Below are 26332 nucleotides of genomic sequence, written 5' to 3'. Positions count from 1 at the left end.
GACTCGGCGAACGGTATACAAAATAAGGAGGTGAGTCATGATGGCATTGACTCAAGAACGTAAAACTCAATTGATCCAAGAGTTCCGTACTCATGAGAACGACACCGGTTCGCCGGAAGTGCAAATCGCTATCTTGACCGAAAACATTAACAATCTGAACGGACACCTGCGTACGCACAAAAAAGATCACCACAGCCGTCGTGGTCTTTTGAAAATGGTAGGTCAACGTCGTAACCTGTTGACATACCTGCGTGAATCTGATGTTCAACGCTACCGTTCTGTTGTAGACCGTCTGGGTCTGCGTCGCTAATCAGCGTCTTGTAAAAAGCGGGTCTGTCCCGCTTTTTCTAGCGTGTAGGAGGGCTTAGCACAGCATCGTGCTAAGCTTTCCGAAACGTTTACACAAACAGGTGAATCAACACGATGGTGATAGCTTCAAAGGAAGCTTTTTTTATTATCTAGAACGACTGCCAATGGTACCCATTTAATTTTTATCGTGGCAGGAAATAATACATACTGGTAGAAAACAAAGTGTAGATAATGCACATTGTAGTGAAGGAGGACTGCTAGCATCATGGAGCAACAATACCGTACATATGATTTCGAACTGGCAGGCCGTAAACTGACCCTTGAGTTTGGCAAAATGGCCAAGCAGGCGCATGGTTCGGTCTTGGTTCGGTACGGCGATACAGCAATCCTGTCTGCAGTGACAGTCTCCAAAGAGCCAAAAGCTCTTGATTTCTTCCCGTTGACTGTCAACTATGAGGAACGTCTCTACGCGGTTGGGAAAATTCCCGGCGGCTTTATTAAAAGAGAGGGACGCCCAAGTGAAAAGGCGATCCTGGCTAGCCGTTTGATTGACCGGCCAGTTCGACCACTTTTCGCAGAAGGATTTCGTAACGACGTACAAATTGTAAATACTGTTCTTTCCGTTGATCAAGACTGCTCGCCAGAAATGGCTGCGATGATTGGTACTTCTGCTGCGCTTTGCGTGTCAGAAATTCCATTCGAAGGGCCGATTGCAGGAGTAATTGTAGGACGTATTGACGGTCAGTTCATTATCAACCCTACTGTGGAGCAAGCTGAGAAAAGCGACATCCACTTGGTCGTAGCAGGTACTCACAAAGCGATCAACATGGTAGAAGCAGCTGCAAACCAAGTACCTGAATCCGTCATGCTAGAAGCGATTATGACTGGTCATGATGTGATCAAGCAATTGGTAGAATTCCAAAACCAGATCGTAGCAGAAATTGGTAAGGAAAAAATGCAGGTGATTCTGCATGAGGTCGATCCTGAAATTGATCAGGCAGTGCGCGGATATGCGGAAGCACGCTTGAAGGAAGCTGTCCGTATTGAAGAAAAGCAAGCACGCTACGATGCGATTGATGATATCAAGGCGGAAACCAAAGAGCATTTCGCTACGCTCAATCCAGAAACCTACCCAAATCAGGAAAAAATGATTGCGGAAGTTCTTGGAAATATCGTAAAAGATGAAGTTCGTCGACTCATTACGGACGAAAAAATCCGCCCGGATGGACGAGCTTTAGGTGAAATTCGACCGCTCTCCAGTGAAGTAAACATTCTTTCCCGCACACACGGATCAGGAATGTTTACACGTGGACAAACACAAGCATTGAGCATTTGTACGCTAGGTGCATTGGGTGATGTTCAAATTCTGGATGGCTTGGGCTTGGAAGAATCCAAGCGCTTTATGCACCATTACAACTTCCCACCTTACAGCGTTGGGGAAGCAAGACCACTTCGACCACCAGGACGTCGTGAGATTGGACACGGAGCATTGGGTGAGCGTGCAATTGAGCCGATCATTCCATCTGAAGTCGAGTTCCCATACACCATTCGATTGGTTTCTGAGGTAATCGAGTCCAACGGTTCTACATCCCAAGCATCGATTTGCGCGAGCGTACTCGCTTTGATGGATGCGGGTGTACCGATTAAAGCACCTGTTGCTGGTATTGCCATGGGATTGATCATGAGCAAAGACGAGAAATCCTTCTCTATTCTCACTGACATCCAAGGCATGGAAGACCACTTGGGTGACATGGACTTCAAGGTTGCTGGTACTGAAGCTGGTGTAACCGCGATCCAGATGGATATTAAAATTTCCGGTATCAATCGCGAAATTTTGGAGATCGCATTGGAGCAGGCACGTGAAGGGCGTTTGCACATCTTGAAGCACATGATGAGCACCATTTCACAGCCGCGTAAGGACCTCTCTCCATATGCGCCGAAAATCATGACGATGACCATCAATCCGGAGAAAATCCGTGATGTTATTGGTCCTCAAGGTCGTGTCATCAACAAAATTATCGAAGAAACCGGCGTAAAAATTGATATTGAACAAGACGGCCGTGTCTTCATTGCATCGATTAACCAAGAGGCTAACCTGCGTGCGAAGCAAATCATCGAAGACCTGGTACGCGAAGTTGCTGTCGGCCAAACTTATTTGGGAACAGTAAAACGTGTAGAGAAGTATGGGGCTTTCATCGAATTGTTCGCGGGTAAAGAAGGTCTGTGCCATATTTCGCAACTGGCTGAAGAACGCGTAGCGAAAACAGAAGATGTTGTCGCAGTCGGCGATAAAGTACAAGTGAAGGTTACCGAAATCGACGACCAAGGCCGCATTAATCTTTCTCGCAAAGCAGTATTGAAGGAACAAGCAGCTGCAGCTCAAGCAGACGCCGCTCCAACACAAGCTGAATAAGATACGAGCAAAAGGCTTCGTCACTCGAAGAAATTCGCGTACGGAAGCTTTTTCTTTTTTCGTCTAAGATAGCCACCCCGCTCATACATTGGACAAAGAGAGGACTTGTACGTTCGGGAGGTGGCGAGCGCTCCAATGGCAGCCCAAAAAAGAAGAGTATGGTTTACGATCATCTGCGCGGCATTGTTTATTCTTTTGTTAAATTATCAGCCGATCCAGCATTATATAAGTGTGGTAAAAAATAAACAGGCAGTGACTGCGGATGGTGCCCTTGATGAGAGGGGGCGACTTCTGACTCTGATTGAACAGTGGAAGGAAGGCAAAGAGGATTTGCCTGTTAACGCTGTAGTAGATCCTACTTGGAAAGCAATACCTGGATACAACGGGCGTATTGTAGATGTAGAGGCCTCCGTAAACAAAATGTTGGCAGTGGGAGCGGCGAGTCCCGAAATGATGGTATATAAAGAAATTCCTCCAGCGGTAACGCTAAAGGATCTCGGAGCACAACCAGTCTATCGGGGAAATCCGAAAAAGCCAGCCATCTCTTTTATGATTAATGTAGCTTGGGGGAACGAGTATCTCGATTCCATGCTGGATACATTAGACAAACATAAGGTCAAAACCACCTTTTTCTTGGACGGCTCATGGGTAAAAAGATATCCAGAAGATGCGAAAAAGATTGCAGCACGCGGACATGAAATTGGGAATCATGCTTATTCACACCCCGATATGAAAACATTGGGCACCCAGCTCATTCATCAAGAAATGAATCGAACACAAGAGGTTATAGGCAAAACATTAGGAATAAAGCCTACCTTGTTTGCCCCTCCTTCAGGTTCTTTTAATCAAAGAGTCGTGCAAATTGCCCATGACCCTTTTCAAATGCAAACCATCATGTGGACTGCTGACACAGTAGATTGGAAAAAACCATCTCCTGCTTTCGTGATCAAGAAAATTACCGGTCTAATGGGCAATGGGGTTTTGGTCCTTATGCATCCAACAGCAACATCAGAAAAAAGCCTCGATCAGCTGCTTACAAATGCGAAGCAAAAAGGGCTAGTGCCAACGACAGTTTCGGATGTGATCTCGAGCAGCCGTCTCCCGTAGCCTCAATATGCTTCATTTGTTGTGGAGACAAGGGAAGTTTGCTATAGTTAAACGTGTTTACTACAATTTCCCTGAAGTTAGGATAGAGACAGATGATCAACTGAGGAGGATTTGCGTGATATTACGTCATACATGTGATAACGGTCTTAGAATCGTAACAGAGAGAATTCCATCTGTTCGATCTGTAGCACTCGGTATCTGGGTCGGGACCGGTTCCAAATATGAAAACGAAATCAATAACGGGATTTCCCACTTTTTGGAGCATATGTTTTTCAAGGGTACAAAGACTCGTTCTGCGAAGGAAATTGCAGAAAGCTTTGATGAGATCGGTGGAAACGTCAATGCGTTTACCTCCAAAGAGTATACATGCTACTACGCACGGGTACTTGATCAACATGCTCCAATTGCATTAGAAGTATTATCGGATATGTACTTCAACTCCGTTTTTGACCCCGAGGAATTGGAAAAAGAAAAAAATGTAGTCATCGAAGAAATTAGCATGTACGAAGATACACCAGATGATCTTGTGCACGATCTGATCGCCCAAGCATCCTATGGCAAGCATCCACTAGGCTACTCTATTTTGGGTACAGAGGAAGTCTTGAAGAGCCTGAAACGTGATGATTTGTTAAGCTATATTGATCAGCGTTATTTGCCGACCAATACAGTGATTACGGTTGCAGGGAACTTCGAGGAGAGTCTGATCGAAGACATTAAAAAGCGTTTTTCTGGATTCAACCGCAAATCCAATGACGCTACCTTGACCACACCTGATTTTACCGCAAACGTTATTTCACAGCACAAAGCTACTGAACAGGCGCATTTGTGCATTTCTCTCCCTGGATTTCAGGTAGGACATCCAGATGTGTACTCCCTCATTTTGTTGAACAACGTGCTAGGTGGAAGCATGAGCTCGCGCCTCTTCCAGGAAATTCGTGAAGAAAGAGGATTAGCATACTCGGTTTACTCTTACCACTCTTCTTACAAAGAAGCGGGAACCTTTACGATTTACACGGGCACAGCATCGGAGCATGTAGGCCAAGTGTTCGATATCGTTTCTCATGTTCTTCGTGATGTGGCTGATCACGGGATTACAGACAAAGAGCTGAACAAAGGCAAGGAGCAATTAAAAGGAAGCTTAATGCTAAGCTTGGAGAGCACAAACAGCCGTATGAGCCGTCTTGGTAAAAATGAGCTGTTGGTAGAACGCCACCTCACGTTGGATGAGATGATCGCGAAAATTGACAAAGTAACCCATGAGTCCGTTCATGAGGTTGCTAAGCAGCTGTTCCGTTCCAAGCTGGCTATGGCAATGGTTAGTCCACTGGATGGCTTCCCTGAAAATGTGAAAAATGACATCCTCCTGTAGGAGCGATGAGAACCCCTTAAAAATCCGGCATAGCCCGGATTTTTTTGCGTATATCAACAGTAAAACGATGGACAAAGGGGGTAGCTTTATGCGTCTTAGTGAGCTGGGAGGGAAAGAAATCATTGGGCTTGATACAGGAGAGCGTATGGGGGTTATCAGCGACTCCGATTTGGTCATTCACGCGGAAAATGGAAGCATTCAATCCATCATATTGCCAGGAAGCAGTTTCTTCGGATTCGGCAAGAAACGAGAGGATTTAATTATTCCTTGGAATTCCATTGTGAAAATTGGGCCAGATATGGTAATCATCCAATTAAATCAACAGGAGACACAAGCTTCTCAAAAGTAGGCGCTTCTGTCACCTAACGATTAGGAAGCGAATAGGATGGGGGTAGACCGTATGAATACCAGTCAACTTTTTCAAATGGAAAACCTTTGCGTTTCGATCATTTAATGCAGTAAAATGTGTGGAAAGGGGAACGCAGCATGCTAACGGGCATACATGTTGCCTTCATCGGCGGAGACGCTCGCCAGTTGGAAGTAATCAAGCGTTGCATACAACTGGATGCTAGCGTCACGTTAGTTGGCTTCGACAACCTGGAAAGCAATTTTACAGGGGCAACGAAGAGACCATTAACATGCGATGTGTTGAAAGACGTTGACGCCCTCATCCTTCCTATCGTAGGGACAGATGATCAAGGCTTTGTGGAAAGCATCTTTTGCTCCAAACAGCTGCAATTGCAGGATGCACACGTAGCCAGCTTGCCTAAGCATTGCGTCGTATATACCGGAATGGCTAAACCGTACCTGAAGAACCTAATAGCTCCACACCAGATTCCTCTAGTGGAACTGCTGGATCGTGATGACGTAGCTATCTACAACTCCATCCCCACTGTGGAGGGAGCCCTTATGATGGCGATTCAAAATACGGATATAACGATTCATGGATCTTCGTCCATTGTTCTGGGGTTAGGTCGTACAGGTTTGTCCATGGCCCGGGCGCTGCACGCTTTGGGAGCAAAAGTCAGGGTAGGGGCTAGGCGTCAGGAACACTTGGCACGCATTTATGAGATGGGATTGACTCCCTTCCATATAAGCGAAGTAAGGCAGCAGGTGACAAATGCTGATTTCATTTTTAATACTGTCCCACAGCTTATACTCACAGCAGAAGTAATCGCTCAGATGCCACAATCGGCGTTTATCCTTGACCTCGCATCCAAGCCAGGGGGCACTGATTTTCGTTATGCCGAAAGACGAGGCATCAAAGCGCTTCTCGCTCCCGGATTACCTGGAATCGTTGCGCCAAAAACCGCAGGACAAATCTTGGCTCAAACCTTGTCTCGTCTTATTGCGGAGCAAAGGAAAACCAGGGGGGATAGGGCATGAGTATGCTTCAGGGAAAGACCATTGGTTTTGGATTATCAGGATCGCACTGCACGTTCGAGGAAACCATGCCACAAATTAAGCGCTTTGTGGATGCGGGAGCACGAGTGATTCCAATCGTATCCAATACGATAATGACTACGGATACCCGATTTGGTACTTCTCAGAGCTGGCAGCAACAGATCAAGGACCTGACAGGTGAAGAGCTGATCTCAACGATTCCCCAAGCGGAGCCGCTGGGACCTTCAAAGCTGTTGGATGTCATGCTGATTGCGCCCTGCACAGGTAGTACGACAAGTCGTCTGGCGAATGCGATAACGGATAGTGCCGTTCTCATGGCAGCCAAAGCGACTATGCGAAACCTGCAACCACTTGTAATCGCAATCTCTACCAATGACGGTCTGGGACTAAATGCAGCGAATATTGCCAAGCTATTGGCAGCGAAAAACATTTATTTCGTTCCATTCGGGCAAGATGCTCCTGACAAAAAGCCGAATTCGCTAGTAGCACGCATGGATCTATTGCTGGAGACATGCACAGCTGCCATGGAAGGTCGACAACTGCAACCCTTGCTCATCGAGAGATTCAACTACTAAAAACACTACAGAAAAAACAATTAATCTGCTTTTCGCGATTAGGAGGAGAGTAAGAGATGGCTAACCAACTGACTTATAATGTCGCTGTAGTAGGCGCTACCGGCGCTGTCGGACAGCAAATGATTCGAATTCTTGAAGAGCGCAATTTTCCGATCAAACAACTCAAGCTGCTTGCTTCCGGACGTTCTGCTGGTAAGACAGTGACGTTCAAGGGACAAGAAATTGTACTGGAGGAAGCAACGCCTGAGAGCTTTGCCGGAGTTGATTATGCCTTGTTTAGTGCTGGTGGATCCATCAGTAAGGAACTTGCTCACCACGCTGTACGTCATGGTGCAGTCGTCATCGACAACACCAGTGCATTCCGTATGGACCCTGAGGTTCCGTTGGTGGTTCCGGAAGTAAACATGGATGCCGCGCTTGCAAATAAAGGAATCATTGCGAATCCGAATTGCTCGACAATTCAGATGGTAGCCGCTCTGAAACCCTTGTATGATCGTTTTGGTATAGACCGAATTATCGTTTCCACCTATCAGGCAGTATCAGGCGCAGGTCAATCTGCGATTAATGAGCTGTTGACTCAGAGCCGTGACGTCCTGGATGGCAAAGAAGCAGAATGTAAGATCCTTCCTGTCGGATCACAGCCTGTTCATCATCAAATTGCCTTTAACGCTATTCCGCAAATTGATGTATTTACTGAAAACGGATTTACTTATGAAGAAATGAAAATGATTAACGAAACGAAAAAAATCTTCAATGATGATAACGTGTTGGTTTCTGCTACATGCGTGCGCATTCCGGTCGTCTATGGACACAGCGAATCCGTGTATGTTGAATTGAAACAGGACTATGATTTGGCAGAAGTAAAAGCTCTGCTGGAAAATGCTCCGGGTGTCGTATTGGTAGACGTGCCAGAAGAGCAACGCTATCCGCTTGCTACTGATGCAACCGGCAAGCTCGACATATTTGTAGGCCGGGTGCGACGCGATCTCCATCATCCTCGCGGGCTGCATATGTGGATCGTTTCTGACAACCTTCTCAAAGGTGCGGCATGGAATACGGTGCAAATCGCAGAAGAACTCATCAAAGCAAGAGCATAGGGGAGAGGTTTGTGAAGATTCTCGTCCAGAAGTTCGGTGGCTCTTCCTTGACGACGGAAGATTGCCGGATGAGGGCAATCTACCATATGGAAAAAGCGATCGATGAAGGCTACGCCTTAGTCGTTGTCGTATCGGCAATGGGACGGAAAGGTGATCCCTATGCCACCGATACACTCTTACAGTTAGTACGCAGTAACGGACATCAACTGCCAAGTCGAGAAACGGATATGCTCATGCATACCGGTGAAATCATTTCAGCGACAGTCATGTGCAGCATGCTGCATGCACGCGGGATCAAAGCGACGATATTAACAGGTGGTCAGGCAAACATTATCACGAGTGATGATTTTTCCAATGCGCAAATCACCTCGATTGATCCAAGCCGCATCCTGCAGGACTTAGAAGCGGGTCATGTCGTAATCGTTCCAGGCTTTCAAGGCAGAACGGCCGAATGGGAGATTACGACTCTGGGCCGCGGTGGCAGTGATACAACTGCAACCGCTCTTGGGGTTGCCCTGCAAGCTGAAATGGTTGATATTTTCACCGACGTAGAGGGCATTATGACTGCTGACCCGAGAATTGTGGAGGAAGCGCAGCCTCTTTCCATGGTTACGTACACGGAGATTTGCAATATGGCACATCTGGGGGCGAAGGTAATTCACCCCAGGGCCGTGGAAATTGCGATGCAGGCTAATGTACCAATTCGCGTCCGTTCCACGTTTTCGGACGACCCCGGGACTCTCGTTACCACGATGCACGAAATTGGAAAACTAGAGTATTCGGTTCATGATCGCGTTGTTATGGGGATTGCCCATGTACCTAATATCACCCAGATTAAAGTCGCTAACAAGGAAGGGTACTACGATACACAGCTGCAAGTTTTTAAAACCATGGCGACGAATAATATCAGTGTTGATTTCATTAATGTGAATCCACTAGGTGTCGCTTATACTGTACATGATGAGATGGCCTCCAAAGCAGCAGGGCTTTTGACTGAGCTGGATTATGAGCCTCAGTTATTGCCTCATTGTGCAAAAGTATCGGTGATTGGAGCAGGGATGACGGGTGTGCCAGGTGTAATGGCACAAATCGTAGAGGCATTGACACAAGAAGATATCCAAATTCTTCAATCGGCTGACTCCCATACGACCATTTGGGTACTTGTGCATGAGATGGACATGGTCAAGGCGGTTCGAGCGCTTCACCATCAGTTTAAGCTGCATGTACACCATATGTGATCGACAAGCATAGTCGAGAGATAATGCCTACTGATCACGATAAGAGGAGTTGTAGAGGCAGTGGCACGATTTGGCCGACTGGTTACCGCTATGGTAACGCCATTTGATGACCAATTACAGATTGATTATGATAAAACAGAGCGCCTCATTGATCATTTGGTGGCGACGGGCAGCGAAGGGATTGTCATCTCTGGAACAACAGGTGAATCACCCACCCTCTCAAGCGCCGAGAAGCTAGCTCTGTTCAAGCATGTGGTATCCTATGCAAAAGGAAAATGCCATATTATCGCTGGAACAGGCAGCAACGACACAGCTTCGAGTATGGAATTTACGAAGGCAGCACAGGAAACAGGTGTAGATGCCGTGATGGTCGTTGCACCATACTACAGCCGTCCATCGCAAGAAGGTCTTTACGCGCATTTTAAAGCAATTGCTGCATCGACTGAGTTGCCAGTCATGCTGTACAACGTTCCAGGACGTTCTGCGGTAAATATCACTGCGCAAACGACCCTGAGACTCGCTGAGCTGCCAAATGTGATATGCGTCAAGGAAGCGTCTGGTAACCTGTCTCAAATGGCTCAGATCATCGAGCACGCGCCAGAGGGCTTTGAGCTATACAGCGGAGATGACAGTTTAACTTTGCCAGCTCTAGCTATTGGTGGAGTGGGGATCGTCAGCGTAGCGAGCCATGTAGTAGGCCGTGATATGACCAAAATGATACATTCATTCTTAGCTGGAAATCACGCTGCAGCTGCGAGCCTGCACCGCAAGCTGATGCCTGTATTTGAAGGACTTTTCGCTTATCCGAGCCCTGGTCCTACAAAAGTGGCTTTGCAAAAGCTGGGCATCGAAACAGGCGGTGTTCGCCTGCCGCTAGTTGAACTAAACGACGAAGAAAAAGCGTTTGTTCATTTCTTGCTTGTTTAACTGGGTAGAAAGAAAAAGAGCCATTCCTGCGGGGGTGGCTCTTTTTCCTTGTGTTAAGGTTTTCACTTCGGGTATAATGATAATAAGTGATTTGGGGCGGTTTATTTGAGTGGACATGACAACTAAATATAGGAGGTTACACGTTTTGGCAAAATCGAATCACTCTGTTCTCATTTTTGCCCTGGGCGGAGTTGGCGAAATTGGGAAGAATATGTACGTGGTGCAATGCGACGATGACATCGTCGTTATTGATGCCGGATTGAAATTCCCGGAGGAGGAAATGCTGGGAATTGACATGGTGATTCCAGATATTACCTATCTGGAGGAGCATCGGGACAAGGTTCGGGGTATTATTATTACGCATGGACACGAAGACCACATCGGTGGACTCAGTTATGTGCTGAAGCACTTGAACGTTCCTGTTTATGCAACAAAACTCACCCTTGGTTTGATTGATGCAAAATTAAAGGAAGCGGGCATTCTAAACGATACCAAGCGCGTGTTGATCAACAGTGATTCGGAGATCGTTCTCGGCAAAATGAAAGCGACGTTTTTCCGCGTGAATCATAGCATCCCTGATTGTGTAGGGGTTTGTGTTGATACAGCGGAAGGCTACGTAGTTCATACGGGTGACTTCAAGTTTGATCAGACGCCGGTAAACAATCAAGTAGCTGATTTGGCTAAAATGGCGATGATTGGCGACCGGGGTGTATTATGCCTACTTTCGGACAGTACCAATGCTGAGCGTCCCGGATTTACGGGATCTGAGCGTTCTGTAGGCATTGCCATAAAGGATGTCTTCTCGAAGGCGACTGGACGTATTGTCGTTTCTACCTTTGCATCAAACGTTCATCGGATTCAACAGGTAGTAGATGCAGCCGCTCAGTTTAACCGAAAACTGACTGTTGTCGGAAGAAGTATGCAAAACGTCATCAACATCAGCCGCGATCTTGGCTATCTCTTAGTTCCAGAAGGGTTGATTGTGGAAATCGATGAAATCAATAAGCTGCCTGCAGAGCAGGTAGTCATTCTGTCTACTGGAAGCCAAGGAGAGCCAATGTCTGCGCTCACTCGTATGGCCCGATCCGCCCATCGGAAAATTGACATCCTTCCAGGTGACACTGTTATTATTGCAGCTACCCCTATTCCAGGGAATGAAAAATACGTAGCTCGCACGATTGACCAATTATCACGAATTGGCGCTGACGTCATTTATGGCGGCCATGGACCAAACGGAACCGTCCACGTCTCCGGTCATGGCAGCCAAGAAGAACTACGTCTCATGCTGAATCTCATGAAGCCTAAGTACTTTATCCCCATTCATGGCGAATATCGCATGCTGAAAACACATTCGTTGCTCGGTGAACAAGTGGGTATTCCTGCGGAGAACATCTTCTTGCTGGACAACGGCGATACGGTGGAAATCGCAGGAGGCAAAGCCCGTTATGGTCCCAAAGTTCATGCAGGCAATGTCTTGATAGATGGCCTGGGTGTTGGCGATGTAGGAAATATTGTGCTTCGAGATCGTAAATTACTATCTCAAGATGGAATTCTGGTAGTTGTTGTTACACTCAGCAAACAAAATGGCACGATTTTGTCTGGTCCAGACATCATTTCCCGTGGTTTCGTTTATGTGCGCGAATCGGAGGAACTCTTGGACGAGGCGAATCGCATAGTGACCCAAACACTTGTCAAATGCATGGAAGAAAATGTGAATGAATGGTCCTCTCTGAAAAATAATGTAAAAGAGGCGCTGGGTCGTTATCTGTACGAACAGACGCGTCGCCGTCCAATGATCCTGCCGATCATCATGGAAGTATAATCGTAACCGAATTGAAAAGGAGTCGTTAAACCTTGCATAAAGGTTTGCGACTCCTTTTTTAGTTGTTATGCACCTGTAGGGTTTTGGCTAAAACGAGTACTCATGCGCAGGCTATTTTGAAATAGTTAGAGGCGTGCAAAATCTTGGCAAAAGCAACGCGAGAAGGAGTCTCGGCTACATTTGATTTTTCAAGCCAGGCAGTCATGGAGATGAGCAAGGCAAACAAGCTCTCATGTGAAAAGGAAAGACCGTGTGACGCGAAAGGAATTCATTTCCTATTGTCGAAAAGAAAAGAGGCGTAAGCTTTATATGTATACATCCATAGAATAGTCGCAGAGCTCAAGCTGCTGAGATTTGCACAAGCTGCTCTTTCACCTACGTAACTCGTGTGGTAAATCAGTGCATTTTTTCCCTTTTCCTTAACCATACTACAGAGGAAAGCGAGGGAGGATCATCCATGTCGAAGCAACAATTTACCGATTTCTTAAATCGGCCGCCTTTTGCGAGTGAGCAATTGAATAATAGGAAAAGCCCTACACCGCTGCTTTCCGCAGCTGAAGAGCAGGAGCCGGCAGCTGAACCGCCTGCTGAAGCCCCTGCCTCGGAGGATCCAAAGAAGAAGCTGCTAGACTCGATTACCCAATTGGGTCAAACGAACGTACCACAGCTGGAAAGCAATATTTATTGCATGAGCATTATTGGACAAGTAGAAGGTCATATTCAACTACCTCCACAAAACAAAACAACTAAATATGAGCATCTCATTCCTCAACTGGTCGCAGCTGAACAGAATAGCAAAATTGAAGGCGTTCTCGTGATCCTGAATACAGTGGGGGGAGATGTAGAAGCAGGTCTAGCGATTGCTGAAATGGTATCTTCTATGTCCAAACCGGTAGTTACTTTGGTGCTCGGCGGCGGTCATAGCATCGGAGTTCCCATCGCAGTAGCAGGTAACTACTCGTTTATCGCAGAAACGGCAACGATGACGATCCATCCGATCCGACTTACAGGACTTGTCATCGGTGTTCCGCAAACGTTTGAGTATCTGGACAAGATGCAAGATCGGGTAGTCAGCTTTATCGCACGTCATTCTGATATAACAGAACAAAAATTCCGCGAGCTGATGACACGAACAGGGGAATTAACGCGGGATATCGGAACGAATGTCATTGGAGTAGACGCAGTAAAATATGGCCTGATAGACGAGGTTGGCGGATTGGGCAAGTCATTGAAAAAACTGAATGAATTGATAGAGAAAGCAAGAAATGGTGGGGAGGAGGTATTGCAATGATTTTGCATTCGATCATCCCTTTGGAAACGGTTCTTGCCAATATGGAGCAAGTAGAGAAGCAGGAGCTAAAAGAGATCGTGAATGGCCATGCAACCATGCTGGTAGAGCAGACGGGACCGTTTGAAGGTCGGATCGTAAGGCTCATCAGCCCTGACCCCCAAGACTACTTAAAGCCGCATTATGCACCAGGACAAATGGTTCGTTTTCAGCCGGAATGGCTAGTCTAAGAAGTCCTGTATTTCTATGAATTTCCTGTGTTATACTAGATAGGTACGAACAGCAGCCGAACAGCGGACGGCTGCCTTTTTACCATTTTTGGTACATAAGTTTGTTAACACAAGGAGGAGGCGTGCCATTGAGTAGGAGAAAACGAGAGAAGTCGCAAGCGGCATTGGCCTCAGTTGTCAAAATAGAGCTGCTGGGACTTCTGATTATTGTCTTATCCCTAATTGGCTTGTTGGAGAGTGGTTGGCTGGGCAAAAATGTCCTTGCTTTTGTATTCCGCTTTATCGCAGGGTCCTGGGACTTTATCATTCCTGTACTTTTGATCGGAATGGCCGTACATATGATGTTTACCCGTAAAGCACCGAGCCTTACGTATCGAGTACTCGGAATCGTATTAATTGCTGTTGGTATTTTTACGTGGGATCATATGATGCTCTTCAAGCAAATTACTGCTGACGGGAAATTTGCCGAGCAAAGTATTGTCCGAGTGACATGGGATCGACTTTGGCTTGACCACAGTCAGAAAGTATCGACCACCGGTGTTGGCGGCGGCATGGTTGGTGCCCTCGTGTTTGCTGTGTGCAATGGATTGGTAGGGATAATCGGTACTGGGCTGATCATCGTATTCCTGTTCTTGGTCGGTCTGATGTTTTTGTTCAATCTGTCCTATGTGAACATCCTAATGTTCCTAAGAGACAAAATAGCGCAAATGTATGGCAAGGCAAAGGATACGGTAAAAGATTCTGTTCAGCTGCTGCAAGAGGAAAGTGAGAAACGGAAGCAAGAGCAAAAAGACGCGCAGGAAGCCCGCAAGCAAAAAAAGGAGGAAGAAAAGCGAGCGATGCCTGTCACGGCATTAAAAGAAACTCCCTCACAGCATGTTTACTCAGATGAGGACGATTCTTCGCAAACCCCTGTCATACCAGTTATCCGCGATTTTGCTGACAGGATTGCGATGGATGTGGAGGAACCGTCCGTTGAGAATGAGCAAAAGCCAGTATCAACCCCAACAGCTCCAAAAGCAAGTCAGGAAATCGTGTTTGCTTTGGAGGGGGATGAGGAGATATTAGGCACACTCGAGACGGATCCAGGACAGCCAGCTATTCCTTACGAGCTTCCTAGCCTGCAAATGCTTACGCGTCCACGGGGAGGAAACACGGGAAAAGATGTGGACCATACGTCCAATGCTGCGAAGCTGGTGCAAACACTAAAAAGCTTTGGAGTGAATGCCACGGTGTCCGAGGTTCATCGAGGACCTGCGGTTACCCGTTACGAGGTGCAGCCTGCCACTGGTGTTAAAGTAAGCCGGATTGTAAGCTTAACGGATGACCTGGCACTCGCGCTCGCAGCAAAAGACATTCGGATAGAAGCGCCGATTCCAGGAAAATCAGCGATTGGGATCGAGGTTCCGAATTCCGAGGTTGCGGTAGTTTCCTTGCGTGAAGTATTGGAAGCACCGGAGTATCAGGATGCATCAGGAAAGCTGACAGTTGCCCTTGGTCGGGATATTTCTGGCGAGCCGATTGTAGCTGATTTGACCAAAATGCCCCACCTTTTAGTAGCGGGCGCAACGGGAAGCGGGAAATCTGTTTGTATTAATGGACTCATCATGAGTATTCTGTTCAAAGCGAAGCCCGATGAAGTCAAGCTGATGATGGTAGACCCGAAAATGGTAGAGTTGAATGTGTATAACGGGATTCCCCATTTGCTGGCACCAGTTGTAACTGATCCTCGCCGTGCCTCTGTCGCACTGAAAAAAGTTGTGGCAGAGATGGAGCGCAGATACAACTTATTTGCCAAAACCGGAAGCAGAAATATTGAAATGTACAATTCACAGGTGGAAGGCACGCCTTTGCCGTATATCGTAGTGATTGTCGATGAGCTTGCCGATTTGATGATGGTAGCACCAGGTGAAGTGGAAGACGCCATTTGCCGTCTCGCACAAATGGCCCGGGCATCCGGAATTCATCTCATTATCGCCACTCAGCGTCCGTCTGTTGATGTCATCACGGGTGTCATTAAAGCCAACATTCCATCCCGTATCGCATTCGGCGTATCCTCAATGGCGGATTCCCGGACCATTCTGGATATGGGCGGAGCGGAAAAATTATTAGGTCGAGGGGATATGCTCTCTCTGCCGATGGGCGCTTCCAAGCCGGTTCGTGTCCAAGGGGCATTTGTATCCGACAAGGAAGTTGAGGAAGTGGTGCGCTTTGTAAAGGAACAGCAGGAAGCCCGCTACAACGAAGAAATGATTCCGGGTGAAGTGCAGGAAGAACAGCCTCAAGCAGTTGATGATGAACTGTACGATCAAGCCGTACAAGTTGTTTCCGAAGCGCAGACGGCGTCGGCATCACTTTTGCAGCGGCGCTTGCGTGTAGGGTATACCCGAGCGGCAAGATTGATTGACATGATGGAAGCAAGAGGGGTTGTGGGCCCTTATGAGGGCAGCAAGCCACGGGAGGTTCGCTTGCCACGACCGTCTATCGAAAGCAATATCTCGTAGTGAAAAAAGCCGGTTAGTAAAATTTTTTTTCTAGTAGGCGAGTAGTCATGCATCTTTTTATGAATGTGCACTTTTATTCATAAATATTTGGCTTGCATGATACTCGCCCCTAGGTTAAAATTCTTAGAGATTGAAGGAAATTGTTGTTATCACGTCTCATACGAATCAGAGGTCTGACGTCCTACCTGTTGGGATGGCTAAAGGACAGCAGGAGTGAATGACAATGAGCATCAAAGGGAATGTTCGATCACTTTGCCTTTTGGTCATGGATAAGATCAAAAGTGATATCGAATCGGGGCAGCTACGTTCAGGAGAACGCCTCCCTTCCGAAGCCGAGCTGTCCAAGCAGTTAGGTGTAAGCAGGGCAACACTTCGCGAGGCACTTCGTCTTCTGGAAGAGGAGAAAATTGTCATTCGGAGACACGGAGTAGGTACCTTTATCAATTCCAAGCCTGTTTTTTCCGGGGGAATTGGGGAACTCTTTAGTGTGACGGATGCAATTGAGCGTCAAGGATACACGGCAGGAACGATGATCCTGAAGACATCCTTTGGCGAGTCTGCGGAAGAAGAGAGAAAACGACTTTCTTTAAATCCGGGCGAAGGCGTATTGATGGTAGAACGCATTCGGACGGCAGATGGAGAGCCAGTGGTTTATTGTGTTGACCGAATCCCTGCTCATCTGGTACCTAAAGGCTATGCCGCAGGTGGAGAGTCTATCTTCAAGTGGCTGGAGAGTGTGACAGGTGTAAGAATCGCTTATGCTATCGCAGAGATTGAACCCATGGGATACAATGAAAAGGTTTCCAATCTGCTACACTGCGATAAATCTACACCGCTGCTCTTGCTAAAGCAGATTCATTATGACGAAAGTGAACGGCCGGTGCTATACTCCCACAATTACTTCAGGGCTGACAAATTTCACTTCCACGTCATGCGAAGACGGTTGTAACCGTGGGGGCAACCTCACTCAACAATTTCATTCTACAATAAACAGGGGGTATTCTCAGATGAAGAAAGTTCTATCCGTGCTTTCTGTGGCAACTCTTAGCCTGTCTCTCGTTTTGGCTGGTTGCGGTAGCAAAGAAGCACAACCTCAAGGTCAAACTGGTGCAAACGGAGGAGCAACTGGTTCCGCTCCAACTACTAGAGTCGGTATGGTTACTGACGTTGGTGGGGTAAACGACAACTCCTTCAACCAGAGTGCTTGGGAAGGTCTGCAAAAACTGCAAAAAGATCTGAATCTCCCACAAGACAACGTAAACTACCTGCAATCCACAAGTGATGCTGAGTACGTACCAAACCTGACTCAATTTGTGAAAGACAAATGGGATCTGACTTGGGGTATCGGTTTCTTGATGGGTGACCACCTGAAAAAAGTAGCTACTGAGAATCCAGATTCCAAGCTTGCGATCATTGACGCAGAAGTTGACGCACCAAACGTTGAATCCGTTCTCTTCAAAGAGCACGAAGGTTCTTTCCTCGCTGGTGTAGTAGCTGCGAAAATGTCCAAATCGAAAAAAGTCGGTTTTGTGGGTGGCGTTGAAATCCCTGTAATCAAACGTTTCGAATTGGGCTTTGAAGCTGGTGTTAAAGCAGTAGATCCTAGCGTTCAAGTAATCAAAGTATACACTGGTGCTTTTGATAAACCAGATGTTGGTAAATCCACTGCTTCCTCCATTTACGGTCAAGGCGCTGACATCATCTTCCACGCTTCCGGCGGAACTGGTGATGGCGTATTTAACGAAGCGAAAGACCGCAAAGCAAAAGGTCAAGATGTATGGGTAATCGGTGTTGACAAAGACCAATCCCTGACATTCGGCGATGAGATCACTTTGACTTCCATGGTAAAACGTGTAGATGAAGCAGTATACATCGTTTCCAAAGACCTGACTGAAGGTAAATTCGAGGGCGGTAAAATCAAATGGCTTGGTCTGGCTGAAGACGGTGTAGGCTTGGCTTCCACTTCCACGAAAAACGTTCCAGAAGACGTTTTGAAACTGGCTGAAGAATACAAGCAAAAAATCGTTAAAGGTGAAATCACAGTACCTGATAAGTAAAATACGTTGAAGCTGCAAACGGACAAGGCTAGTTCGAGCAACTAGCCTTGTTCTTTACCTTCAAACTAGACCCACAAAAACGGGGGGAACATGGTTGAATCCGGTAAAGAATGTTGTTGAAATGCGTGGTATTACCAAGCGTTTCCCAGGAATCGTTGCAAATGACAATATTACCTTGGCCGTGAAGCATGGGGAAATTCATGCGCTTCTTGGCGAAAATGGCGCTGGCAAGTCTACCTTGATGAACGTTCTATTTGGTTTGTATCAGCCTGAAGAAGGCGAGATTCTCATTAATGAAAAGTCTGTTAAGATTACAAGTCCCAATGTAGCGAATGAGCTTGGCATTGGAATGGTGCATCAGCACTTTATGTTAGTTGAAACCTTTACGGTAACTGAAAATATTGTTCTTGGAAACGAACCGAAAAACGGGTTGCAGATAGATATTCGACACGCTGAGAAAGAAGTAGAGAAGCTTTCTGACCGCTACGGATTGAAAGTAGATCCACGAGCAAAGATTCAAGATATCTCTGTTGGCATGCAGCAGCGTGTGGAGATTTTGAAAACGCTTTACCGCGGAGCGGATATCCTGATTTTTGACGAGCCTACCGCCGTATTGACCCCTCAGGAGATCCATGAACTTATTGAAATCATGCATAATTTGGTTAAAGAAGGAAAAACCATTATCCTGATCACACACAAGCTCAAGGAAATCATGGCCGTATGTGATGCAGTTACGATTATTCGCAGAGGAAGAGTGATTGATTCCGTATTGGTCAAAGACACGAATCCGGATGATTTGGCAGCGAAAATGGTGGGCCGTGAAGTCAACTTCCGTGTCGACAAGATTGAAGCCTCGCCGAAGCAAACGATTTTGTCTGTAGAAAATGTAACGGCGATGGGCAATCGTGGAGTTAATGCGCTCAACAGCCTGAGCTTAGAAGTACGTGCTGGCGAAATCTTAGGGATTGCTGGTGTAGATGGAAATGGTCAGAGTGAGCTGATCGAAGTATTGACTGGGTTGCGTAAAGCAACGAGTGGGCGTGTCCTTCTTAATGGCAAAGAAATCACCAACCAACCTCCGCGCAACATCTCGGAGTCCGGATTGTCCCATATCCCGGAAGACAGACATAAGCGCGGTTTGATTCTTGATTTCACCATGAGTGAAAATATGGTATTGGAAACGTATTTCCATCCAACGTTTAATAAAAACGGTTTTCTCGATTATGGCGCCATTGACAAGCATGCGGCTAAGCTCATCGAAGAGTTTGATGTCCGTACCCCGAGCATTTATACTCCGGCTCGTGCGCTCTCCGGCGGTAACCAGCAGAAGGCGATTATTGCGCGTGAAGTGGACAAAAATCCAGATCTCTTGATCGCAGCTCAGCCTACGCGCGGTCTGGACGTTGGTGCGATCGAGTTTATCCATCGTCGCTTGATCGAGCAACGTGACAATGGTAAAGCTGTACTGTTGTTGTCTCTTGAACTGGATGAGGTTATTAATGTATCTGACCGGATTGCTGTCATTTATGAGGGTCAAATTGTAGGGATTGTCGATGCCAAATCTACAACCGAGCAAGAACTTGGCTTGATGATGTCTGGCGGAAAAGGGCTAGATGGAGGGGAGAAACGATGAATAAAGTGATTGCCGTCTTTACAAAAGAATCGTTCCTCGTTCCTCTCGTTGCAATCATTCTCGGTCTCTTAACTGGGGCTGTGGCCATGCTTGCAGGAGGTTTCAATCCTGTCAAAGCCTATGTGGCTCTTTTGGAGAAAGTATTTGGCAGCGCGTATAACTTTGGGGAAACGATACGGCAAATTACACCGCTCATTTTTACGGGTCTGGCAGTAGCATTTGCATTTCGGACAGGCTTGTTTAACATCGGTGCAGAAGGGCAATTTATCGTTGGGATGGTTGCTTCTACTGCGGTAGGTGTATCGTTTGATTTGCCAGCGTACATTCATGCGCCACTCGCAGTCATTGCAGGGGCAGTAGCTGGTGGTTTGTGGGGCTCCATTGCTGGTTATTTAAAAGCAGCAAGGGGAGTAAACGAGGTCATTACTAGTATCATGCTGAACTGGGTAGCGCTCTACTTTGCGAACTGGGTAATGAATGCATTCTTTATCCCGGCCGGTCAGCAGCGCTCCGAAATGATCCAGGATTCCGCTGTGATCACGATCAGCTGGCTTTCCACTATGTTTGACAGTGCGCGTTTGCATTGGGGAACTCTCATTGCTATTCTTGCTGCTATTTTTTTCTACGTCATTCTTTGGAAGACGAAATCCGGTTATGAATTGCGTGCGGTAGGATTGAATCCACATGCGTCCGAATACGCAGGGATGAACGTAAATCGCAATGTAGTGAAAGCAATGTTTATCGGCGGTATGTTTGCTGGTATCGGTGGAGCATGCGAAATCTTGGGCGTTTTCCATTATCAAGCGATCATGACTTCACAGCCTGGCTATGGCTTTGATGGGATTGCCGTTGCACTGATCGGTGGCAATACTCCATTGGGCGTTGTTCTCGCAGCCATTTTGTTTGGTATTTTGACGTTCGGTTCCGCAGGTATGAAATTCGGCGCTGGTGTTCCTGTTGAGTTGATTCGCGTAGTAATCGCTTCCGTTATTTTCTTCGTAGCAGCTCACGGGATTGTGAAGATTTTTGTAAAACCAATCTTGAAGAAGAAAAAGGAAGGTGGAAACTGATGGATTGGGGATTAATTCTAAGCAACCTCGTTCATGATACCATCGTGTTTTCCACTGCCTTGATTTTTGCATCATTGGGTGGACTGTTTTCTGAGCGCTCTGGTGTAGTGAACATCGCACTAGAGGGCATGATGATTATTGGGGCGTTTACTGGTGCAGTCATGACCTATGCCTTCCAGGATTCACTTGGGAGCTTGGCACCATGGGTAGGTTTTATAGCTGCAGGAATTGGCGGAGCCATTTTTGCCTTACCACATGCGGTAGCTTCCGTTTCTTTTAAAGCTGACCAGACAGTGAGTGGCGTTGCTTTGAACTTCTTGGCAGCAGGTTTGTCCGTTTACTTGACCAAAATCATTTTCAATGGTGCTGGGCAAACAACGACATTGAGCCAAGTATTCGGCAAATGGAGCATCCCAGGTTTGCACGACATTCCATACTTGGGTCATGCTATTTTTGAAGCGTATCCTACCAGCTACATCGCATTCATCATGGTGTTTTTGACATGGTTTTTGGTGTTCAAGACTCCGTTTGGCTTGCGACTGCGTGCAGTTGGGGAACACCCGCGTGCAGCTGACACTGTAGGAATCAATGTAAAGAAAATGCGTTATACTGCTGTCATGATCAGTGGTGCTCTTGCTGCTTTGGGTGGAGCAACCATTTCTTTGACGACAACAAGTAACTTTTCGCATAATACGGTTTCGGGACAAGGCTTTATTGCGATTGCAGCTTTGATCTTCGGAAAATGGCATCCTGCGGGTGCGATGGGAGCCGCACTGTTCTTTGGTGTTGCTCAAGCGATTAAATCGTTGGTTCAAATCTTCGGATTGACCCAATATGTACCAACGGAGTTTATCTTCATGCTTCCGTACGTGTTGACGATTCTCGTCATGGCTGGTTTGGTCGGTCGTTCAAGTGCTCCGGCAGCCTTGGGTAAACCATACGATACTGGCTCCCGCTAGTTGACATAATTTAGCGTCTAGAACCTGGCTCTCTCCTTGTGCGATAATTTTTATGGTGAAATCGTGCGGGGAGGGAATTAAATGAACCGCTGTCTACATAAGAGCAGCAGTCTTCATTGGCCCAGACTTCTAGGCGCTTTTTTTATTTGTCTGAGCCTATATTTTGGGATGCTTGGTGCAGGCGAGGAAGCTGTGGCAGAAGAGCCAGGCCCTATCGTATCTTTGATGGTAAACGGAAAAGGTATTTTTTCTGATGTACAGCCGCAAAATGAAAACGGACGCATGCTTGTACCCATTCGGTTTATTGCCGAAGCAACAGGTGCTCAGGTGGGGTACGACGCAGAGAGTAATCAGGTCACGCTCGAACAAAAGGGAAGGCGTGTATCGTTAATCGTAGGGAAAAATATCGCCTGTGTGAACGGAAAGCACTATACACTTGATGTGCCGCCGAAAATTGTCAGCAATCGTACGCTGATTCCCATCCGTTTTGTCAGTGAGGCGCTTGGTTATCGGGTCTATTGGGATCAAATCGCACGGGTCGCGCAGATTGAGTCACAGGAGCCAGACGATTCAGTAGCAGTTGTGGAGACAGGAACGAATCCATACGTTGTGAAAGCTGGAGATACCATGAGTGAAATCGCCAGCCAACATGGCACTACGATGAGTGCGATTAAAAAAAATAACTACTTGTCCTCGGAAAACCTGACAATTGATCAAATTTTGTTTCTACCGGATGGATCGAGAAAAGCATTAAACCCACTTTCCAAAAAAGTAGGAGATAGTAAATTACTCGGGAGCAGCTATCACTTTCCATTTAATAATCGCAGCTGGTACGAGCCTTATGGTGACAGCTTTGGCTCTGATCGTGAATGGACCGAAAGTAACAGTGGTAGTGTACGCAGTCATGAAGGCATTGATATCATGGCGCCAAAAGGTACGCCCGTTTATTCCGTATCGACAGGGACGATTAATCGGATCGGGTGGAACACTTATGGAGGCTGGCGTATCAATATTACAGACTCAGCGGGACAATATCGCATGTACTATGCGCATTTGAGTGCCTATGCTCCTGGTTTGCGCATTGGCGATACTATACAGGCAGGACAATTGATCGGGTTTGTAGGTGATACCGGCTACGGTGGGGCAGGAACAGTTGGTATGTTTGCTCCTCATCTACATTTCGGGCTTTACCGGAACGACGACGGTCGTGCCATCGATGCTTATGATTACTTGCGATATTGGGAACAAAATAAAGTTGCAAGCCCTTTTTCCTGATGGGACAAACTAGATGAAGAACATCCTTTTTTAAGAGAGGTGTGACTTCATATGTGGACATGTCCTTATTGTGGGGGAACTCATGGGTTGCCGTTTCATGACGAGCAGTTGGACGGCATGCTTTGTCTGACATCCGACTGTGGGCGCTTTGTCGAGGAAAATGTTATGCAGGATGACACAAGAGAATGGGACTATACAGATTTGTAATTGGTGAGGGACGAGTCGTGCTGGATTGAAGCAGCGCGGCTTGTTCTTTTTTATAGCTAAAACGTATTCGTTCCTCCTTGTTGAGGCATCGATAGAGGTTTTTTTACCAGCACATTCGAGTGTGTGATAAGGGGTAGCGTTAGCCTTGCACGCATACGCTGATAAAAAGAAGAAGACATTGGAAGATTCTGATGCTTGATGGCCTGCCAATTGGTTACAATAGAGGGGTAAGCTGAAGGAGAAGGGAGAATGGGATATGAGTGGGCAAACAACCGAAATTGCGTTTCAAAGCTCCCAGGTAAACGGGATGAACGTACATATCCTGCCGACCGCCAAGTTCAAAACAACCACCATTGTGACAATGATTGAACAGGCACTGTCGGAGGAACACGTGACAAAAACGGCGTTACTCGCCATGGTAATGAAACGGGCTACTGCCAGGTTCCCCGAAACGAAACGATTGCGTGCGCATCTTGATTTTCTGTACGGTGCCATCTTTGACGTAGACGTGATGAAAAAAGGGGAGCGTCAAGTCCTACAAATCTATATGGAGGTGCCAAACGAGAAATATCTCTCAAAGGATGCGACTCTGTTGGAAGCCGCCATTCAGTTTGTCGGCGACATGCTGACCAGGCCACTTGTTGAAAACGGTGCCTTCCTGGAGAAATTCGTGACGCAGGAAAAAGAGACTCTCCGCAAGCGAATGGAGAGCCTGATCGACGACAAAATGAAGTATGCCAATCAAAGAGTGACAGAAGAAATGTGCAAGGGAGAGCCATTTTCATTGCTTGTGCAAGGTAGGGTAGAAGACCTGCCGAACATAACTGGCGAGGATCTCTATACGTATTTCCAAGAACTAACAGCATCCAATCCGATTAATATGTTCGTAGTGGGCGATGTGGAGCCGCAAAATGTGTCTGAAATCATACGCGCCCAGGTTCCTCTTGAGCGCACGAATGTAAAAGCGCTCCAGTTAACCAGTACACCGAAACAAGTTTCAGCAGAGCATGAAGTGATCGATCGATTGGATGTCAATCAAGCGAAGCTCAACATCGGGTGCCGTACGCAAATTACTTACAAAGACGATGATTATCCTGCCTTGCTTATGTACAACGGAGTATTGGGTGGATTTCCCCATTCAAAGCTGTTCGTGAACGTGCGTGAAAAAGAAAGCCTCGCTTATTATGCTGTTTCCCGGCTAGAAAGCCACAAGGGCATCCTGATGATGATGTCCGGCATTGATGTCAATAAATATCTAAGAGCTGTCGAGATTATCAAAGAGCAACTCGATTTGATGGGAAAAGGAAGTATTTCTGAAGAAGAATTGGGGCTTACGCGCGCTACCTTGAGCAACCAGTTCAGAGAGCTGACAGATAGTGCTCGCGGCATGATTGACTTTACCTACAATGGGGTTATTAGTGGTCGGAAGCGCCAATTAACTGAGCTGCTGCAAGCAATCAACGACGTGACGATTGATGAGATCAAGCAAGTCGCAGATAAAGTCAAGATCGACACCATCTATCTCCTGCGGGACAAGAAGGGAGAGGCACAATAATGCAGACGACCGTTTTTGAGCAAGTAAACGAAACTGTATATCATGAAAAGCTGGAGAATGGACTGCAAGTCTATTTAGTTCCGAAACAAGGGTTCAGTAAGACCTATGCCGTCTTTACTACTCGTTATGGTTCCATCGACAGCCATTTCCGCACGAGAAGCGGGGAAGAAATCAATGTTCCTGATGGCATCGCCCATTTTCTTGAGCACAAGATGTTTGAGAAAAAAGATCGAGATGTCATGCACGAGTTTAGTAAAAATGGCGCGTCCTGTAACGCATTTACGAGCTTTAATCGGACCGCATATCTTTTTTCGTGCACGGATAAACTCGATGACAACCTGAATCTTCTCCTTGACTATGTACAGGAACCTTATTTTACGGATGCCAGTGTAGAAAAGGAAAAGGGGATCATTGGTCAGGAAATCACGATGTACGATGATAATCCGGACTGGAAAGTATACATGAATCTGCTCAAGGCCATGTATCAAAAGTATCCGATCAATATCGAGATCGCGGGTACGATTGAAACCATCTCGCATATTACCAAGGAATATCTATATCAATGCTACGAGACGTTTTATCACCCTGCCAATATGCTTCTGCTCGTGGTCGGTTCCTTTGAGCCGGAAGCGATGATGAAATTGATCCGCGAGAACCAGTCGGCAAAGGAATTTCCGCCTGCACCGCAAATTACAAGAGTATTTCCAGAAGAACCAGCTGCGCCTGCTCAGGCAAAAGTAGAAGCGTTTCTGACAGTCGGGCTCCCGAAATGCATGATCGGAATTAAAGAACGGGAAAATGGACTTACCAAGGAAGCCTTGTTAAAACGTGAGCTGACTACTAAACTGATATTGGACCTTGCGTTTGGCACCAGCTCCGCTGTTTATGAGCGTCTGTATGACAGTGGGTTGATAACGGAAAGCTTTGATTTTGACTACAGCAGCGAGCAGGATTATGCGTATACCATCATTGGTGGCGATACACCTGATCCGGAACGGCTGGTTGAGACCATCAAAGTGGAGATTGAACAATTGAAGCAAGCAGGTATCGAGCAGGATGATTTCGAGCGGGCGAAGAGAAAGAAAATCGGTAACTTCTTGCGTTCGCTAAATTCTGTTGAATTTATTGCCAACCAGTTTACCAGCTTCAAGTTTAATGGTAACGATCTGTTTTCCGTGGTGCCGACTCTCGAGTCGATCACCCGCGAAGATGCCTACGAGCGGTTGAAAGAACATTTTGTTCCCGAACAAATAGCTGTTTCGATCGTGCGTTCTGCTTCGCCACAGGAGTAGT

General features: G+C 46.7%; 22 protein-coding genes. All 22 read left to right on the top strand.

Annotated features, from left to right (window positions below; all coding sequences use genetic code 11):
- Positions 1 to 40 precede the first annotated feature (40 nt).
- The 22 genes from rpsO to yfmH all read left to right on the top strand — a co-directional run bounded on the left by rpsO (position 41) and on the right by yfmH (position 26331).
- On the top strand, positions 41 to 310 hold the full coding sequence (gene rpsO / locus SB752_RS18580) for a 30S ribosomal protein S15 (RefSeq protein ID WP_049738821.1): 270 nt from the start codon (positions 41 to 43) through the stop codon (positions 308 to 310).
- A gap of 264 nt (positions 311 to 574) precedes the next feature.
- Positions 575 to 2722, top strand: a complete 2148-nt coding sequence (gene pnp / locus SB752_RS18575) for a polyribonucleotide nucleotidyltransferase (protein ID WP_410717081.1) — start codon at positions 575 to 577, stop codon at positions 2720 to 2722.
- A 135-nt stretch (positions 2723 to 2857) separates the two neighbouring features.
- Complete coding sequence (locus SB752_RS18570) at positions 2858 to 3829, top strand: polysaccharide deacetylase family protein (RefSeq protein ID WP_410717080.1); 972 nt, start codon at positions 2858 to 2860, stop codon at positions 3827 to 3829.
- 115 nt (positions 3830 to 3944) lie between these two features.
- Positions 3945 to 5198 (top strand): M16 family metallopeptidase, encoded by a 1254-nt coding sequence (locus tag SB752_RS18565; protein ID WP_410717079.1) that lies wholly within the window; start codon positions 3945 to 3947, stop codon positions 5196 to 5198.
- A gap of 88 nt (positions 5199 to 5286) precedes the next feature.
- Positions 5287 to 5547, top strand: a complete 261-nt coding sequence (locus tag SB752_RS18560; protein WP_410717078.1) for a YlmC/YmxH family sporulation protein — start codon at positions 5287 to 5289, stop codon at positions 5545 to 5547.
- 137 nt (positions 5548 to 5684) lie between these two features.
- On the top strand, positions 5685 to 6584 hold the full coding sequence (gene dpsA, locus SB752_RS18555; protein ID WP_410717077.1) for a dipicolinate synthase subunit DpsA: 900 nt from the start codon (positions 5685 to 5687) through the stop codon (positions 6582 to 6584).
- Positions 6581 to 7177, top strand: coding sequence for a dipicolinate synthase subunit B (locus SB752_RS18550; protein ID WP_410717076.1), 597 nt, complete (start codon positions 6581 to 6583; stop codon positions 7175 to 7177). The genes dpsA and SB752_RS18550 overlap by 4 nt, the downstream gene beginning before the upstream one ends.
- 56 nt (positions 7178 to 7233) lie before the next feature.
- Complete coding sequence (locus SB752_RS18545) at positions 7234 to 8274, top strand: aspartate-semialdehyde dehydrogenase (RefSeq protein ID WP_103106000.1); 1041 nt, start codon at positions 7234 to 7236, stop codon at positions 8272 to 8274.
- 11 nt (positions 8275 to 8285) lie between these two features.
- Entirely contained in the window at positions 8286 to 9512 is a 1227-nt protein-coding gene (gene dapG / locus SB752_RS18540) for an aspartate kinase (RefSeq protein ID WP_103106001.1), read from the top strand.
- A gap of 60 nt (positions 9513 to 9572) precedes the next feature.
- Complete coding sequence (gene dapA / locus SB752_RS18535; RefSeq protein ID WP_410717075.1) at positions 9573 to 10439, top strand: 4-hydroxy-tetrahydrodipicolinate synthase; 867 nt, start codon at positions 9573 to 9575, stop codon at positions 10437 to 10439.
- A 145-nt stretch (positions 10440 to 10584) separates the two neighbouring features.
- On the top strand, positions 10585 to 12261 hold the full coding sequence (locus SB752_RS18530) for a ribonuclease J (protein WP_410717074.1): 1677 nt from the start codon (positions 10585 to 10587) through the stop codon (positions 12259 to 12261).
- A gap of 457 nt (positions 12262 to 12718) precedes the next feature.
- A complete protein-coding gene (locus SB752_RS18525; RefSeq protein ID WP_410717073.1) occupies positions 12719 to 13552 on the top strand; it encodes a ClpP family protease in 834 nt (277 codons plus the stop codon).
- Positions 13549 to 13779: a YlzJ-like family protein gene (locus SB752_RS18520; protein ID WP_410717072.1), complete on the top strand. Its 231-nt coding sequence runs from the start codon at positions 13549 to 13551 to the stop codon at positions 13777 to 13779. The genes SB752_RS18525 and SB752_RS18520 overlap by 4 nt, the downstream gene beginning before the upstream one ends.
- Positions 13780 to 13901: 122 nt before the next feature.
- On the top strand, positions 13902 to 16283 hold the full coding sequence (locus SB752_RS18515; protein ID WP_410717071.1) for an FtsK/SpoIIIE family DNA translocase: 2382 nt from the start codon (positions 13902 to 13904) through the stop codon (positions 16281 to 16283).
- Between the two features lie 223 nt (positions 16284 to 16506).
- The gene (locus SB752_RS18510; protein ID WP_103106008.1) at positions 16507 to 17232 is read left to right on the top strand and encodes a GntR family transcriptional regulator; all 726 of its coding nucleotides are present in this window, start codon (positions 16507 to 16509) and stop codon (positions 17230 to 17232) included.
- A gap of 58 nt (positions 17233 to 17290) precedes the next feature.
- Entirely contained in the window at positions 17291 to 18340 is a 1050-nt protein-coding gene (locus tag SB752_RS18505) for a BMP family lipoprotein (RefSeq protein ID WP_410717070.1), read from the top strand.
- A gap of 121 nt (positions 18341 to 18461) precedes the next feature.
- Positions 18462 to 19973 (top strand): ABC transporter ATP-binding protein, encoded by a 1512-nt coding sequence (locus SB752_RS18500; RefSeq protein WP_410717182.1) that lies wholly within the window; start codon positions 18462 to 18464, stop codon positions 19971 to 19973.
- The gene (locus SB752_RS18495; protein ID WP_410717069.1) at positions 19970 to 21043 is read left to right on the top strand and encodes an ABC transporter permease; all 1074 of its coding nucleotides are present in this window, start codon (positions 19970 to 19972) and stop codon (positions 21041 to 21043) included. The genes SB752_RS18500 and SB752_RS18495 overlap by 4 nt, the downstream gene beginning before the upstream one ends.
- Positions 21043 to 22002 carry an ABC transporter permease gene (locus SB752_RS18490; protein ID WP_410717068.1) on the top strand — a complete coding sequence of 320 codons (960 nt, stop codon included), beginning with the start codon at positions 21043 to 21045 and terminating at the stop codon, positions 22000 to 22002. The genes SB752_RS18495 and SB752_RS18490 overlap by 1 nt, the downstream gene beginning before the upstream one ends.
- Positions 22003 to 22083: 81 nt before the next feature.
- A complete protein-coding gene (locus SB752_RS18485; RefSeq protein WP_410717067.1) occupies positions 22084 to 23277 on the top strand; it encodes a stalk domain-containing protein in 1194 nt (397 codons plus the stop codon).
- Between the two features lie 463 nt (positions 23278 to 23740).
- Positions 23741 to 25039 (top strand): EF-P 5-aminopentanol modification-associated protein YfmF, encoded by a 1299-nt coding sequence (gene yfmF / locus SB752_RS18480; protein WP_410717066.1) that lies wholly within the window; start codon positions 23741 to 23743, stop codon positions 25037 to 25039.
- A complete protein-coding gene (gene yfmH / locus SB752_RS18475; protein WP_410717065.1) occupies positions 25039 to 26331 on the top strand; it encodes an EF-P 5-aminopentanol modification-associated protein YfmH in 1293 nt (430 codons plus the stop codon). Before yfmF ends, yfmH begins: the two co-directional genes overlap by 1 nt.
- Position 26332 lies beyond the last annotated feature (1 nt).

The sequence above is a fragment of the Brevibacillus sp. SIMBA_040 genome, assembly GCF_046535075.1.
GTDB lineage: Bacteria > Bacillota > Bacilli > Brevibacillales > Brevibacillaceae > Brevibacillus.
This window is presented reverse-complemented; position numbering and strand designations above follow the sequence as displayed.